A 17,151-nucleotide genomic window follows, 5' to 3' on the forward strand; every position below is an offset into this window, starting at 1 on the left:
GAGCCGTTGCAGTACAACGGCTGTACAACAAAATCAATTTTAATTGCAAATAAATCAATAGTAAAAACTATGATGAATAATAGAAATAATAATAAAGACAAAAATACCGTAAAAAGGTTTGATAAAATTTCAATCGGTTTGGCTTCTCCAGAATCTATCTTGGCAGAATCTAGAGGTGAAGTTTTAAAACCTGAAACGATCAATTACAGAACGCATAAGCCAGAACGTGATGGTCTTTTCTGCGAAAGAATTTTCGGACCTGTAAAGGATTTCGAATGTGCTTGCGGTAAATATAAAAGAATCCGCTACAAAGGTATCGTTTGTGACCGTTGTGGTGTGGAAGTTACAGAAAAGAAAGTACGTCGTGATAGAGTAGGACACATCAACCTTGTTGTGCCAATCGCTCATATCTGGTATTTCCGTTCTCTTCCAAACAAAATTGGTTATATCCTTGGTCTTCCATCTAAGAAATTAGATATGATTATCTACTACGAAAGATATGTAGTAATCCAAGCTGGTATCGCTCAAAATCCTGATGGAGAATCTTTACAAAGATTGGACTTCTTAACTGAAGAAGAGTACTTGAATATCTTGGACACTCTTCCAATGGAAAACCAATATTTAGATGACAATGATCCTAATAAATTCATCGCCAAAATGGGTGCTGAATGTATTATGGATTTATTGGCAAGAATCGATTTGGATACTTTGTCTTATGATTTAAGACACGCTGCTAATAACGAAACCTCTAAACAACGTAAGACTGAGGCTTTAAAAAGACTTCAAGTTGTTGAATCGTTCCGTGAGTCTAACTTGAACAGAGAAAATCGCCCTGAATGGATGATTATGAAAGTAGTTCCAGTTATTCCACCAGAATTACGTCCGTTGGTGCCACTTGATGGAGGTCGTTTTGCAACTTCAGATTTGAATGATTTGTACAGAAGAGTAATCATCCGTAACAATCGTTTGAAAAGATTGATGGAAATCAAAGCTCCTGAGGTTATCTTGAGAAACGAAAAACGTATGTTGCAGGAATCTGTAGATTCGTTATTCGATAATACAAGAAAAGCATCTGCTGTTAAAACAGAATCAAACAGACCATTAAAATCACTTTCTGATTCGTTAAAAGGTAAGCAAGGTCGTTTCCGTCAAAACCTTTTGGGTAAACGTGTGGATTATTCTGCTCGTTCGGTAATCGTCGTTGGACCTGAATTGAAATTGTTTGAGTGTGGTTTGCCAAAAGATATGGCTTCTGAGCTTTACAAACCTTTTGTGATCCGTAAATTGATAGAAAGAGGAATTGTAAAAACAGTTAAGTCGGCCAAAAAAATCATCGACAAGAAAGAGCCAGTAGTTTGGGATATTCTTGAAAACGTAATTAAAGGGCACCCTGTATTGCTTAACCGTGCTCCAACTTTGCACAGACTAGGTATTCAGGCATTCCAGCCAAAATTGATTGAAGGAAAAGCCATTCAGCTTCACCCATTGGTTTGTACGGCATTTAATGCGGATTTTGATGGGGATCAGATGGCAGTTCACTTGCCACTTGGACCAGAAGCTATTTTGGAAGCTCAATTATTGATGTTGGCTTCTCATAATATCTTGAACCCCGCAAATGGTGCTCCAATTACGGTACCTTCTCAGGATATGGTCTTGGGTCTATATTATATGACCAAAGAGCGTCTGTCAACTCCAGAAATGAAAATTTTAGGACAAGATTTAACTTTCTATTCTGCAGAAGAAGTAAACATTGCCTTGAATGAAGGTAAAGTTGAATTGAATGCTAGAGTGAAAATTAGAGCAAAAGATTTCAACGAAAATGGAGAATTGGTATACAAAATCATTCAAACAACCGCTGGTCGTGTATTGTTTAATGAAGTAGTTCCAGAAGCTGCTGGTTATATCAATGATGTATTGACTAAGAAAAACCTTAGAGATATTATCGGTCACATTTTAAGTGTAACCAATGTACCTACAACGGCTGCCTTCTTGGACAATATGAAAGATATGGGGTACAAGTTTGCATTTAAAGGTGGATTGTCATTCTCATTAGGGGATATTAGAATTCCTGAACAAAAAACACAATTAATCGCCGATGCCAGAGAACAAGTTGAAGGTATTTCTGCGAATTATAATATGGGTCTTATTACCAATAACGAACGTTACAACCAAGTTATTGATATCTGGACTTCAGCAAATGCTCAATTGACAGAATTGGCAATGAAAAATATTAGAGAAGACCAACAAGGTTTCAACTCTGTATATATGATGCTTGATTCTGGAGCGAGGGGTTCTAAAGAACAGATTCGTCAGTTGACTGGTATGCGTGGTTTGATGGCTAAGCCTAAAAAATCTACAGCCGGTGGTGGTGAAATTATTGAAAACCCGATTCTTTCTAACTTTAAGGAAGGTCTTTCGATCCTTGAGTACTTTATCTCTACTCACGGTGCTCGTAAAGGTCTAGCGGATACGGCTTTGAAAACGGCCGATGCTGGATACTTGACAAGAAGACTTCACGACGTTTCTCAAGATGTTATCGTTAACATCGAAGATTGTGGTACTTTAAGAGGTGTGGAAGTTTCTGCATTGAAAAAGAATGAAGAAATAGTTGAAACTTTAGGTGAAAGAATCCTAGGGCGTGTTGCATTGCAAGATGTAATCAATCCTTTGACGACTGAAGTTTTAGTGAAAGCTGGTCAGCAAATTACCGAAGCAATAATGAGAGTTATTGAAGCTTCTCCAATCGAGAAAGTAGAAGTACGTTCTCCATTAACTTGTGAAGCTACAAAAGGTATCTGTGCCAAATGTTATGGTCGTAACCTTGCAACTGGAAAAATGACTCAAAGAGGTGAGGCTGTTGGTGTAATTGCTGCACAGTCAATTGGAGAGCCAGGAACACAGTTGACACTTCGTACCTTCCACGTTGGAGGGGTTGCGGGAGGTTTATCTGAAGAGTCAAGCATCGTTACAAGATTCAACGGTCGTCTAGAAATAGAAGATTTGAAAACGGTTAAAGGTGAAGATTCTGAAGGAAATACTGTTGACATTGTGGTTTCACGTTCAACTGAATTGAAATTGGTTGATGATAAAACAGGTATTATATTGAATACGCATAACTTACCTTACGGTTCTAGTATTTTCGTTAAAGACGGAGATAAAGTAGAAAAAGGAACTGTAATCTGTAAGTGGGATCCATATAATGGAGTTATTATTTCTGAATTTACTGGTAAAATTGCTTACGAAGATTTAGAGCAAGGACAATCGTTCATGGTTGAAATCGATGAGCAAACAGGATTCCAGGAAAAAGTAATTTCTGAAGGAAGAAACAAAAAATTAATCCCAACTTTATTGGTTTACGGTAAAGATGGTGAATTGATCCGTTCTTATAACTTACCAGTTGGAGCCCACTTGATGGTTGAAAATGGTGAGAAGATCAAAGCAGGTAAGATTTTGGTGAAAATACCACGTCGTTCATCTAAATCGAGTGATATTACAGGAGGTCTTCCAAGAATTACAGAGTTGTTAGAGGCTCGTAATCCTTCAAACCCGGCAGTAGTTTCTGAGATTGATGGTGTTGTTTCTTTTGGAAAAATCAAAAGAGGTAACCGTGAGATTGTTATCGAATCTAAATTTGGTGAAGTCAAGAAATATCTTGTAAAACTTTCAAGCCAGATTCTTGTTCAAGAAAATGACTTTGTTAGAGCTGGAGTTCCATTGTCTGATGGTGCTATTACTCCAGATGATATCTTGAGAATTCAAGGGCCGGCTGCTGTTCAACAGTATTTGGTTAATGAAATTCAAGAGGTGTACCGTTTGCAAGGTGTAAAAATCAACGACAAGCACTTTGAAGTTGTGATTCGTCAGATGATGCGTAAAGTTAGAGTTCAAGATCCAGGAGATACCTTATTCCTAGAAGATCAATTGATCCATACAAAAGACTTTATCGTTGAGAATGATAAATTATACGGAATGAAAGTGGTTGAAGACGCTGGAGATTCAGATAACTTGAAACCAGGACAGATCATTACTTCTCGTGAATTGCGTGATGAAAACTCACAATTGAAACGTAATGATAAGAACCTAGTTGTAGCACGTGAGGTAATCACTGCAACTGCAACGCCAGTATTGCAAGGTATCACAAGAGCTTCGTTACAGACTAAATCATTTATCTCTGCGGCATCGTTCCAGGAAACTACTAAAGTATTGAACGAAGCAGCAGTAGCTGGTAAAGTAGATTACTTAGAAGGATTGAAAGAAAATGTTATTGTAGGACACAGAATCCCTGCAGGAACAGGTATGAGAGAATACGATAACACTATCGTAGGATCAAAAGAAGATTTCAATGAAATGATGGCAACAAAAGAAGAGTACAATTACTAGGATTTATTCTAAAAGGAAAAATATTCTTTCTATATTTACTAAACCTAACAGACTAGTCTGTTAGGTTTTTTTAATTTAAACATCTAAAATAATTTTATGAGCGATCAAAATCAAAACCAAGGTCAGATAAATATCGAACTGGACGAAAAAACGGCTGAAGGTATCTATTCTAATTTAGCCATAATCAACCATTCTGCATCAGAGTTTGTATTGGATTATGTGTGCATAATGCCGGGAACACCTAAGGCTAAGGTAAAGTCAAGAATTATCTTGACACCTCAACATGCCAAAAGACTTCTAAAAGCTATGGGTGAAAACATTCACAGATATGAACTAGCCCACGGAGAAATTAAAGATTCGGAGCAACCTCCAATACCGTTAAATTTTGGTCCAACCGGACAAGCATAATAAAAGCCCTTTCAAATTATGAAAGGGCTTTTTTTGTTAATAGGAATATGCGGAAAATAAGTTTTGTCTTTAGTTAAAGAAAAGGGTAGTTATTGTGATAATAAAAGTTTTTATTCACTTGATATGGTTGACTCAAATACTTATTTGATAATTTTTTAAGTTTTTTTTAATGATATGTTAAGTTTTTTTTATAAATTTCCTATCTTAATAAAAACAAAATTTTTATGGATTTAAATTACAATTCTAGGGGTAGCGGTTATAGGATCCTACCAGAACAGATTTGCAGAGGAATGTCCTCATCAATGCCTGTAAAAGGTATTCGCAAATTTTCGAGTTGGCCGAAGAGCCAGCTTTTGTCTGTTTTGACACTAATTCTTATGCTGTCAAGCAGTGAGTTTTATGCTCAGCAAGTTAGTACGTATTTATTTGCAGAATCTACGGAAACGTATGTGCCAGTAGGAGGGACACTTTCTACAGCAACAGGTGATGATGGCACGCAGAGTACCATTTCTATAGGTTTTGATTTTAAATTAGGGGTCACAACCTATACGACATTTTCAATTACCACCAATGGTATGATTAGATTGGGGAATACAATTGTAGATACAGGTTGGACAAATTCATTAGGAAATACGACTACTTTGCGACCTCTTGTCGCTCCTTTTTGGGACGACAACAATGCAACAGGCGGTACAGTTAATTATGAACTAACAGGAGTTGCACCCAATCGTGTTTTATCGGTAGGTTGGAATTCAATAAATATTGGTGGTGGCGGAGCAACTTCTGCAACTAATAAAGCGTCTTTTAAATTACGTTTGTATGAAACTACCAATATTGTTGAGTTTGTTTATGGACCAATTATGGCTGCTGCAGGAACCTTGTCTGCCTCGGTAGGTTTGAACGATAGTAGTTCGTTTTTGAGTATTACCCCAGCTGCACCATCAACTGCTTCAGGGACTACTGCTAATAATGGTATTTCTGCCACTACAAATTTGGTAGGCAAGAAATTTACTTTTACACCTCCGCCAGTTTGTGAAGGCACACCTGAAGCAGGAATTGCAATGCCCTTACTAACGAATGTTTGTGTTGGTGTAGCTCCTGTTGCAAGAATTGTAACGGGATCAACAACTGGTGCATCAGGATTGACCTATCAATGGGAAGAATCAATCAATGGGGTGGATTTTGTTAATGCGGTGGGTGGTACTGGAGCTACAACGATGAGTTACACGCCTCCAGTATTTGCTGGAACGGATATTCAATATCGCTTAAAAGTAACTTGTTCGGAATCAGGATTATTTGATTATTCAGAAGTTTCGGAAGTGAAAGGGCCAATTATTCCTCAAACACTCCCTACGAATTTACAGAAGATTGAAAACTTAGCGGGTGCTGTAACTTTATCTTGGGCAAACGGAAACGGAACAAGAAGATATGTAGTTATCAATACCGTTAACGAGTTTACGGCTCCATCAACAGCTGATGTAACCGGAGTTTCTACAGCTTATACATCAGGCGAGAAAATAGTATATGATGGTACAGGATCTAATGTGACGGTTACAGGATTGACTCCTGGAAACTATTTTGTAAAAATCTACGAATATGTAAGATGTACAGGAACGCCTAATGTGAATTACTACAATGTAGATTTCACACCTGCTACCCTAGTTGTAGAAGGGGCAACCAATGGAAGTTGTGCCAATGCTATACAATTGGATTTGTCTAATCCAGCTGTTACATCTAAAGTAGGTTCAACAGTAGGCGCCGTTGTAGGAACGGATTATTTAAACTGTGCTGCACTGGGTTCTCAAACAACCGAAAGAGGTGCTTGGTATAGATTCATGGGTAATAATCAGCAAATAACATTTTTAACTTGCCACCCAACAATCGGTTTTGATAGCAGATTATCTGTTTACTCTGGGGGATGTAGTAACTTTACCTGTGTGGCTGTAAATGATGATGCAGCTCCAGCTTGTGTAGGAGCTAATCAATTTAGTTCTAAAGTGACATTTAATGCCTTGACGGGTGTAGAATATTATGTTTTTGTACACGGATATCAAACAGGCACAGACTTATCTGCAACTGGTAATTTTGTATTGACATGGGAAATGCAAGATCTGTGTAGCCCTGTTACTGCAAACGATGAATGTTCAACAGCAGAAATACTTACTATAGGAACATCAACGGCTTCTTCAAATGAATGTGCTACTCAGAGTTTTGGAGTTGCCTCTCCGAGTGCAGGAAGTGCTTTAGGGACATATTTTGATGCTTGGTACAAATTTAATAGCGGAAATGTTGCTGCAACTAGAATTTCATTAGCTTATGAGGCTCCAGTTGAAGTAGGTTTCTCTGTATATCAAAATGCCTGTGGTTCATTGACTCAGATTACCGGAGGGTCAAATTTGACCGGATCTCAAATGAATCTAACCGGATTGATTCCAAATACAGATTACTATATCAGGGTATATGCTTCACAAACCATAAAAAAGGGAGATTATACGATCAATTTATTTGAAATTTGTTCACTTCCAACAGCTATAACTTCTCTGGTAGAGTCTCAAACGGGAGCTACCGTTTCTTGGGTAAACTCTGTTTCAACAACTTTAGGATCTTATAGTTATGAATTAAGAACTTCAGGTGCGGCAGGAAGTGGAGCAACAGGTTTGGTGGCTGAAGGATCTGTTAATGCTAACAACATTTCATTTGATTCTCTTATTGCAAGTACAACTTACAGCTTTTATATCAAGTCAGTATGTACGAGTTCAACTGATGCAAGTGCGTGGAGTTCGGCTACTACATTCTTTACAGGATATTGTGTTCCGTCGTCAACCTTGACTACAACATTCATCAATAACTTCTCGACTGTAGGAGCCATTAGTAATGTTTCTAACTTGGCTTCTGGATATGCTACTGCAGGATATCAGGATAATTATGCTACTCAAGAGATGATACATCATGCAGGAGGTTCTTTTTCATTTACTGCCAATGTAACAGGAGGACCAGTAGGTTTGAATGTATGGGTAGATTGGAATAATAATTTTGTGTTTGAAGCTTCTGAAAAATTATACGGGACTACCACGACTACTTCTGCAGCTATCACTCAGACAGTTGCAATACCTGCTGATGTAGCTTTAGGAAGTTATAGGATGAGAGTATTGACGGCAAATGGTGTTGCAAATCCATTGGCTTGTTCTACTACAACAAGAACGGAGGCAGAGGATTATAAATTTACAATTGTTGCACAACCAGAAGAAAGTATCACATGGGCTAATATTCAAGCCTTTGTAGTAGATGGAGTCGCAGTTGGAACAATGCAGCCTTGTCAAACAGTAGATGTTTATACACAAGCTTGGGATAGTATAGCTACTGAACCAGCAGGTGAAAACATGAATTTGCAGGTTTGGATTGGTATGAATCCTGAAAATACTGATCCGGCTACATGGCCAGAAGCAGCTTTCCAATTGGCTACCTATAATATACAGGTTGGTAACAACGATGAATATAAAGTAACTTATAACGGATTGCCTGTAGGAGATCATTATTTTGCAAGCAGATATAAATTAGGTTTCGGTCCTTATAAATATGGGGTAACAAACGGTTTGTGGAATGGAACGGATAATAATGCAGCACTTCTAAATGTTGCCATTCCGGCAATAAACCTATCGCCTTCTGAAGCTTCTTTTTGTGAAGTTGCAGAGCCTGTAACGATTACTATTACTTCTGCAAATCCTAATTACACATATACTTTTGATGGAGTTGCTAGTACAGGTAGCGAAATTGTTACACCAGTAGCAACCACAACTTATACAGTTGTTGGTACTGACTCTGTTACAGGTTGTTCTACAACATCAACAATGGTAATTACCATTAATAATAATCCAACAGCTGCAACTATCGATTTTACTGATGCGTCAATGTGTGTTGGTTCAATTCAAGAGCTAAGTGTGAATGGAGGATTAGTATCAAAAACTTTAGTTTCGGGTGCTGGTACTTTCACGTCAACTCCAGGTTCTGGAACACCGCTAGGCCCTAATCCTTTTCAGAATTATTACGGAGGAACCAAGCAACAGTGGATATACCAAGCACAAGAATTGTTGGATCTAGGATTTACTTCTCAAGCAACAATTGAGAATATTGCACTAAATATGGTAGCAACTAATGGTGTGGCTTTACAGAATGTTGTAGTTAAAATGAAAAACACTGTTAAACAGGAATTTGAAGCTACAGGTACAGTGTTTGAAACAGATTTAACAGTGGTGAGAAATGCTGCTAATCATACTCCAACAGTAGGGCAAAATGTTCTTTCATTGGATACTCCTTTTGTGTGGGATGGGGTTAGCAACTTAGTTGTGGAAGTTAATTACAGCAATAATAATGCAGGGCCAAGCCCAAGCAATACCGCTAAATATTCAGCTACTACTCACAGAAGTACTTTTATGTGGAGAGCTGACAATCAGACGGCTGCTGTCCTAAATGCTAACTTAGCTAGTATGTTACCTGCAAATACAGGTAGCTATACCAGTTTCTTGTCCAGAACAGATGTTGTTTTCAACGTTGGTGTTCAAGCAGCGGTAACTTGGTCACCAGCAACAGATTTGTATTCTGATGCAATGGCTACGGTTCCATACGTACTTGGAACTCCTGCGAATGTTGTTTATACCAAGCCTACTTCAGCAGTTTCTTATGTTGCGACAGTGACGACAGATACTAACTGTATCATTACTACGGCAAGTCAAGAATTTACTTTGCTTTCAACAGTAGCCTTGCCAACAGTTCCAGGCGGATCTAGCGGTGGTGGAGTGTCTAACCTGATAATCTCTGAGTATGGAGAGGGTGCTGGTGGCAATAAAAAATACATCGAATTGTATAACGGTACTGGTGCTGCTGTAGATTTAGCCAATTTTAGATTGGTAAGATCTTCAAATGGTGGTGGATGGGTTGTTGGAACTTTAGCTCTAACAGGAACGTTAGCCAATAACAATACTTATACAATTGCCAATAACAGTACAGATGTTTTAGGTGCAGATTTGTATAACAGTGGTTTTATCCAGTTTAATGGTGATGATGCTATTGGATTAGAATGGAATGGCGGTTCAGGGACTGTGTTTTCTTTGATTGATGTTTTCGGACAGCATGATAGTGACCCAGGAACAGGATGGACTGTTGCAGGTATTGCTAATGCTACTGTAGATAAGATTCTAACAAGAAAATCTTCAGTTTGTGGAGGCAATACCAGTTGGGCGGCCTCTTCTGGTACAGATGAAGCTACTTCTGAATGGACAGTTTCTTCTTTTACCTATAATGATGTTGCTCAAACAGCAACAACTCTAGGTTCTCATACTGCTAATTGTGGTACGAGCCAACCTGGTGCTTTGGAAGTTTGTCCGACTGCTACAGTTGCAGCTATTTTAAGCGAAGTAACAGGTACAGATGTTCAACTTTATGATGCCGCTACAGGTGGTGTTGCATTGTCTGAAACTGCCAATCTAGTTGAAGGAAGCTACTATGCCTCTCAAACAGTTGGTGGTTGCGAAAGTGCAAGGGCTGAAATCGCAGTTACTTTTTCAGAAGTTGAACAACCAAACTTTGCTGCCATCGGAACTATATGTGAAGGATCAGTAGCGCCAACATTGGCTACTACTTCTCCAAATGGAATAGAAGGAACTTGGTCTCCAGCCTTAATAGACAATATGGCTAGTGGTACTTATGTGTTTACACCGAATGCTGGAGTTTGTGCAGCAACACAAACATTAGCTGTAACCGTTTCTTCAACTCCAATAGCACCAGATTTTGCAAGTGCCTTGACTTTATGTTCTACAGCGGATATGCCACTTTTGGCGGCTACTTCACCGAATGGAATAATAGGTGTTTGGAGTCCTGCTGTTGTTGATTCTTCTGAATCAGGAACTTATACGTTTACACCAAATGCTGGTCAGTGTGGAAGTGTTCACCAATTGGTTGTTACTATTAATGACGAAGTTACTCCAAACTTCCCTGCAATTGCAATCTGTTCAGGAGCTACAGCACCAGTATTGGAGCTTACTTCTCCAAATGGAGTTACGGGAACATGGAATCCAGCGGTAATCGATAATATGGCTTCTGGAGACTATGTGTTTACACCAGATGCAGGACAATGTGCCGTTGCACAAATACTCTCTGTAACTGTAAATGAAATGGTTGTACCGGATTTTGCTTCAATAGCACCAATTTGTTCTGGTGATACAGCTCCAGTTTTAGAAACAACCTCTCCAAACGGAATAACAGGAACATGGATACCTGCTACAGTAAGCAATACTGCTTCGGGAGATTATACCTTCTCTCCAGATGCAGGACAATGTGCAGTTCCTATAAGTATTTCAGTAACGGTTAATGAATTGCCTTTGTTGGTAATCAATAACCCAGCTGCAGTATGTTCTTCTGAAACGGTAGATATTACTGCTGATGCTGTAACTACAGGTTCAGGTAATGATTTGACATTGACTTATTGGGCAGATCCTTTTGGAAATGTGAGTTTCCCTGGTCCGGATGCAATTCCTTCATCAGGAACTTTTTATATCAAAGCAGAAAATGCAAATGGTTGTTCTGTGATATCTCCAGTTAGTGTTGTGGTTAAGGATGCAGTAGATGCTCCAACCACGACAACCCCTACACAGGATTTCACTACTGGCGATGACTTGACAGATTTTGAAGTTACTGGTACAGACTTGATCTGGTATGATGCTTCGACTGACGGAAATGTTATTCCTTCTTCTACATTAATCACAACAGGAACTGTTTATTATGTTTCTCAAACGGTTGATGGTTGTGAAAGTGAAGGTCGATTGATGATAACAGCAGGAGTAGATCTTAGAACACCAGGATTTGATTCAGCAAGCTTGAAATACTATCCAAACCCTGTTTCGGATGTGTTGACTGTGACTTATTCTAGTGCTATTGAAAGCATTGAAATCTTTAATGTACTTGGACAAAAAGTGTATAAAAAAGCACATAACAGCCAAGAAGTTAAAATAGATATGAGTTCATTGGCTACAGGGAACTACATCATCAATGTAATGGCTAACGGATTGATTAAAAACATCAAGGTAATTAAGAAATAGTTTTTAGCTATATACTAAACCATTGGGTACTTTTAAATCCCGGTTGTCTGTATGACAATCGGGATTTTTTTATGCCTTTAGTGATTGGATGCGTATGGCTCTTAATCGATTTATCAAGAGTGCTTAATCTTTTTTGTTGTGGATGATTGAAGGGTAGTACGATGTTACTTTTGAGATTGATGTGGACAACGGATGCAGAGGTTGCCGTACTCACGGTTGGATTGATTGACCGTATTTCTTATTATTTCGGCATCAATGTTTGTGTATTTTGCGAATATGCTTATTGCGATAAATCTATTTTCTACAAGATCATACTCTTGGTTTATCTTCTTTATTAGTTTTTGAGATGATTTTTCGCAAATTCCCATTATTGACGATATGTCCTTTGCATAGAGCACCAATTTCTGCATGGCTTTAAATTTTAATGTTATACCTTATTTGCTTTTAAAGTTCAATCAGGTGACTTTTAGTGCTTGGTGTCGCTTAAATACGCCTTAACTGTGGCTTACCTACGGATTAACTGCCCTTTAGCTGTTTAGTTGTTGCCTGTCTGACTTAATTTGTTCCTTGTCCTAAAATAACTATTCCGTTACCTTTGAACCTACGCTGTTTTTTTGGAAGCTCTGTACTTCTTTACAACTTCAATCCGAAATTAAACAAATGAACTATTTTTAACATAAACGAACCATTGCTTGTTTTATTATTTAAGATTATGAATTTTTCATCTGTTTCCTAACAAATAACACACTTAATTTTTTTTTGAGTAATAATGAGGACATTTAGGAACTATTCGGAAAAAGAACAACCTAAAATAGAATAGGAAGTAAATAGAGGTATAATAGGGTAACGTTTGATTGTCAGCTTGTTGAGGGTATTGTTTCTTGCATTAGTTTTGGGTCATTGTTTAACTAAAAATCATTTATACAATGGCAAAATTAAGAAGTTTTATCAAGATTGAAGGAACTGTTGGCGACTTAACCTTCTACAAACAAAAGAATGGGGAATATGTCGTGAAGAACAAAGGCGGTATCTCGAAAGAGCGTATTGCGAAGGATCCGGCCTTTGCCAGAACAAGGGAAAATGGTTCGGAATTTGGAATTGTGGCTAGTGCTGGTAAAAAAGTGCGTTTGGGTGCTAGTTCGCTCATCAACAGTGCGAGAGACACTAAACTCAACAACCGACTTGTTGGTGTGCTGACAAAGGTCAAGAATTATGACACCAATTCCCGCAGGGGAGAAAGGCAAGTTAGTATTGGACTCAGGTCGGCCGAAGGCCAGGCTTTGCTCAACGGATTTGATTTTAATGGCAAGTCTCAATTCGGTAGTGTTTTACGGTGTCCGTTTAGCTTGGATACTACAACCAAAACCTTCTCAATGGCTGATTTTATTCCTGGTACGATGTTGTATTATCCACAATCGGCTACGCATGTGTCGTTTAAAACAGGTGTACTTTTACTCAACTTTGAAACGGGTTCGCACGGCATGCAGTACAGCAAGGTAGAAAATTTCCCTCTGGATATGAATGCTGTTGCTGTGGATTTGGCACCAGAGGAGCTTCCGGTTGGTGAAGGCTTTGTTTTCTGGTTCATCCTTATTGAGTTTTTTCAAGAAATCAATGGCGTTCAATATCCTTTGAACAATGAAGTCTATAATGTCTTGAACTTATTGGAAGTTACCGAGTAAAAATAGCCACTTCTTTCCTGATTGCTTATTTTAGTCCCTGCCAAGTGTAGGGACTTTTTTTGTTTTTTGTTGATAATGATTTAATAGGGTGTGTTTGCTGGAAATTGAGCAAAAAATCAACAGAAGTGTGACTAAATCTTTAAATGTGGATTAAAATTTTAAAAAAGAATTGATGTTTTGGCATTAATTGTTATATTTGACCGCCCCCTTGATAGAAGTAAATCGAAGACCCCAAGGCAAATAAAATGAACTATATTAAAGATCAGGATTGGTTGTTTGCGATCAAACCAAAAGACCAATTTTTCAGTCTTCACCTACTTGGAGTCTGGTATCATAGCAACCTGCTTTTTATATTTTTAAAAGGTTGTTTGGGCATGTTCTACAAGCTAGTTGCACCCCATTTCTTATCTACTACATTACAAACTCCCGCTACTTTAGGCTTAATTAAATATAAAAGTTTTAATTTTCTGGTTTCGCCCTTCTCGAACCGTTTGATTGCCCAGCTTTTCAGGATATTCGATTTTAACATAATTTTATTAAATTTGTCGGTTAGTACTATTTTTGCAAAAAAAGATTTCAATTAATGAAACGCTACATCAAACAATACTTTTCTTCTTTTGCTTATTTCTACTCCATCCTACGGTCGAGGTTGTTGGTTGTAATAGGTTTCAGTATTGTGGTTGGGCTTTTAGATAGTCTTGGGCTTACCATGTTTTTGCCTTTACTACAGTTGGCCGATGGAGGTGATGCTGTTGACATGGGTAATTTGAGTGTTATAACTAATTTTTTAAGTAGCATAGGCATTACGCTAACCGTAAACAAGGCACTTTTATTTCTAGTAATTATATTTTTACTGAAAGGTAGTGTAGTTTACAGGGCTAGTGTTTATAGAATACTCACACAACAACGGCTTACTAAAAAAGTACGTATGAGTATTGTTGATTTGCTTCCCCTCTTTGCCTACAATCAATTTGTAAAAACGGATATAGGAAAAATTCAAAATATATTTTTAGGAGAAATTGTGAGATTGTCTAATACTTATACCAACTATGTCTCCATGATTCAAGGATCGATTATGATTATTGTCTATATGCTTTTTTCTTTCCTTGTAGATTGGCAATTTGCATTGCTGGTGTGTCTTGGAGGTCTTTTGTCTAATTTGATCTTCAGTCAGATCAATAAACTTACCAAAGAAAAATCCAAAAATATCTCTAAAGTGGGAAATGCATTTTCGAATGTACTGATTCAGTATGTGCATAACTTTAAATATCTTAAGGCTACTGGCAAAGTTATGGATTATAAAAATAAAGTAGAAAAATCTATCGATCATGTGCAATATGAATCCTTGCAGATGGGTATGTTAAATTCAAAAGTTAGTGCCTATAGAGAGCCGATGTTGATTTGTATAGTAGTGCTTGTAATTTTTGCACAAATCACTTTTTTTGATGCTCGTATATCCGCAATCATGATCAGCTTGCTGTTTTTTTATCGTGCCTTAACTTCTGTTGTTTCTGTACAAAACAGCTATAACAATACCCTTGCTAATCAAGGTGCCATTGATAACATTACAAGCTTTTTATTGGAATTAAAAACCTATAAAGAAAAAGTAGGTAAACGAATATTTGAGGGATTACAACATTCTATAACAATCAAAGATGTTGTATTTAAATATGATGATACGACTATTTTGAATAAAATTAATATTAGCATTCCTAAAAATAGCACTATTGCTTTTGTTGGAGAAAGTGGAAGTGGTAAAACTACTCTGGTCAATACAATTATTAGATTGCTTAATGTACATAGTGGAGAAATATTAATTGATGGAGTTGACATAAAACAATTCAACCAATTTACTTATCAAAAAAAAATAGGCTATATTTCTCAAGAGGCTACCGTTTTTAATGCTACCATTTTTGAAAACATAACTTTCTGGGCAGAGCCTACTGATTATAACATTAGCAGATTTCAAGCAGTTGTAAAAATGGCTTCTTTAAGCGACTTTATTGATGGTTTAAAATTAAAAGAGCAAGCCCTTTTAGGGAACAATGGTGTTAATTTGAGTGGAGGACAACGACAACGTATCTCAATTGCCCGAGAACTCTTTAAGGAAGTTGAAATCTTGATTTTAGACGAGGCTACTTCCGCTTTAGATTCTGAAACCGAAAATGAAATCCAACAAAATATAGACGCCCTTAAAGGTAAGTTTACCCTATTGATTATTGCACATCGTTTAGCAACCATCAAAAATGCCGATACTATCTATTTAATGGACAAGGGCACTATTACCGGACAAGGAAACTTTTCTGAACTTACTTCTTCTTCGGAGCGATTTAAAAGAATGGTGGAATTACAGGAGATTTGAGAGAAGAGGGAAGCTGGAAGCTGGGAGAGGGAAGAAAGAAGAAGTTGGAAGATGGGAGTTGGGAGATGTAAGATGTAAGAAGAGGATAGATGGAACAAAAATAGAGCGAATAGAAGTACGAATGGTGTAGTACTGTTTAATAAAAATAAAATATGATACCGGTAACCAAATGCTTTTTACCTCCGATAGAAGAGTACACTGAATGGGTGCAAAAAGCCTATGACAAGCAGTGGCTTACCAATAGGGGTGATCTTGTAAAACTATTAGAAGAGCAACTTAAAGGCTATTTGGGTGTAGATTGGATGACAATTACCAACAATGGCACGGTTCCGTTGCAAATTGCACTCAAGCTTTTGGGTAAGGGAGGAGAAATTATTACAACACCTTTCAGCTATGTGGCCACTACGGCATCCATTGTCTGGGAAAATTGCACACCTGTCTTTGTAGATATCCATCCTGAATATCTCACCATTGATGAGACTAAAATAGAAGCAGCCATTACCGATAAAACCACCTGTATCCTTGCCACCCATGTCTTTGGAAATCCTTGTGCGGTCGAAGCAATAGAAGTTATTGCCAAAAAACATAATCTGTATGTCATTTATGATGCCGCTCATTCCTTCGGGGTTAAGTATAATGGACAAAGTATCTTTAATTTTGGAGATGTAAGCACTTGTAGTTTTCATGCTACCAAGTTATTTCATACTGGAGAAGGAGGTGCTATGTTTGCTAACGATCCGGAATTGAGGCATCAGCTCTTTTACAGCCACAATTTTGGACATAAAGGAGCATTGGATTTTTACGGTTTAGGAATTAATGGTAAAATATCAGAGCTTCATGCTGCAATGGGTTTAGCCGTGTTTCCATTCATGGACCAAATCATTGATGCACGAAAAAAAGCAGTAGAAAGCTATGATCGTCTATTGGACTTTTCTACTCTTCAAAAAATGAAAATCAGAGAACATACAGATTGGAATTATAGTTATTATCCCGTGGTTTTTGAATCGGAAGAACAAGTTTTAGAGGCACAAAAGCGTTTAAATGAAAATGATATTTTTCCTAGAAGGTATTTTTGCCCATCGTTAAATACCATCACATATATAGTGAGCAAGGAAATGCCTGTGTCTGAAAATATTTCAAATAGAATTTTGTGTTTACCATTGTATGTAGGGATTGAAAACCAGAATATTGAAGAAATCTGTAGGCTAATAAATCAAATAGTTTAAGG

Annotated in this window: 7 protein-coding genes; all 7 read left to right on the forward strand. The window is 37.6% G+C overall.

The genetic code is table 11. The features are described 5' to 3' along the window. Window positions 1-69: 69 nt before the first annotated feature. The 7 genes from rpoC to J2X31_RS04865 all read left to right on the forward strand — a co-directional run bounded on the left by rpoC (window position 70) and on the right by J2X31_RS04865 (window position 17,149). Window positions 70-4,380, forward strand: coding sequence for a DNA-directed RNA polymerase subunit beta' (gene rpoC, locus J2X31_RS04835; RefSeq protein ID WP_310024897.1), 4,311 nt, complete (start codon window positions 70-72; stop codon window positions 4,378-4,380). 96 nt (window positions 4,381-4,476) lie between these two features. After that, window positions 4,477-4,788, forward strand: coding sequence for a DUF3467 domain-containing protein (locus tag J2X31_RS04840; protein ID WP_310024898.1), 312 nt, complete (start codon window positions 4,477-4,479; stop codon window positions 4,786-4,788). Window positions 4,789-5,012: 224 nt separating this feature from the next. Continuing rightward, complete coding sequence (locus tag J2X31_RS04845) at window positions 5,013-11,879, forward strand: T9SS type A sorting domain-containing protein (RefSeq protein ID WP_310024899.1); 6,867 nt, start codon at window positions 5,013-5,015, stop codon at window positions 11,877-11,879. Window positions 11,880-12,040: 161 nt separating this feature from the next. Then, complete coding sequence (locus J2X31_RS04850; protein ID WP_310024900.1) at window positions 12,041-12,217, forward strand: hypothetical protein; 177 nt, start codon at window positions 12,041-12,043, stop codon at window positions 12,215-12,217. Window positions 12,218-12,805: 588 nt separating this feature from the next. Beyond that, entirely contained in the window at window positions 12,806-13,561 is a 756-nt protein-coding gene (locus J2X31_RS04855; RefSeq protein WP_310024901.1) for a hypothetical protein, read from the forward strand. Between the two features lie 583 nt (window positions 13,562-14,144). Then, entirely contained in the window at window positions 14,145-15,923 is a 1,779-nt protein-coding gene (locus J2X31_RS04860; RefSeq protein ID WP_310024903.1) for an ABC transporter ATP-binding protein, read from the forward strand. A gap of 152 nt (window positions 15,924-16,075) precedes the next feature. Next, on the forward strand, window positions 16,076-17,149 hold the full coding sequence (locus tag J2X31_RS04865) for a DegT/DnrJ/EryC1/StrS family aminotransferase (RefSeq protein ID WP_310024905.1): 1,074 nt from the start codon (window positions 16,076-16,078) through the stop codon (window positions 17,147-17,149). The last annotated feature ends 2 nt before the right edge of the window (window positions 17,150-17,151 follow it).

This window comes from Flavobacterium arsenatis, from assembly GCF_031456785.1.
GTDB classification, from domain to species: Bacteria; Bacteroidota; Bacteroidia; order Flavobacteriales; family Flavobacteriaceae; genus Flavobacterium; species Flavobacterium arsenatis.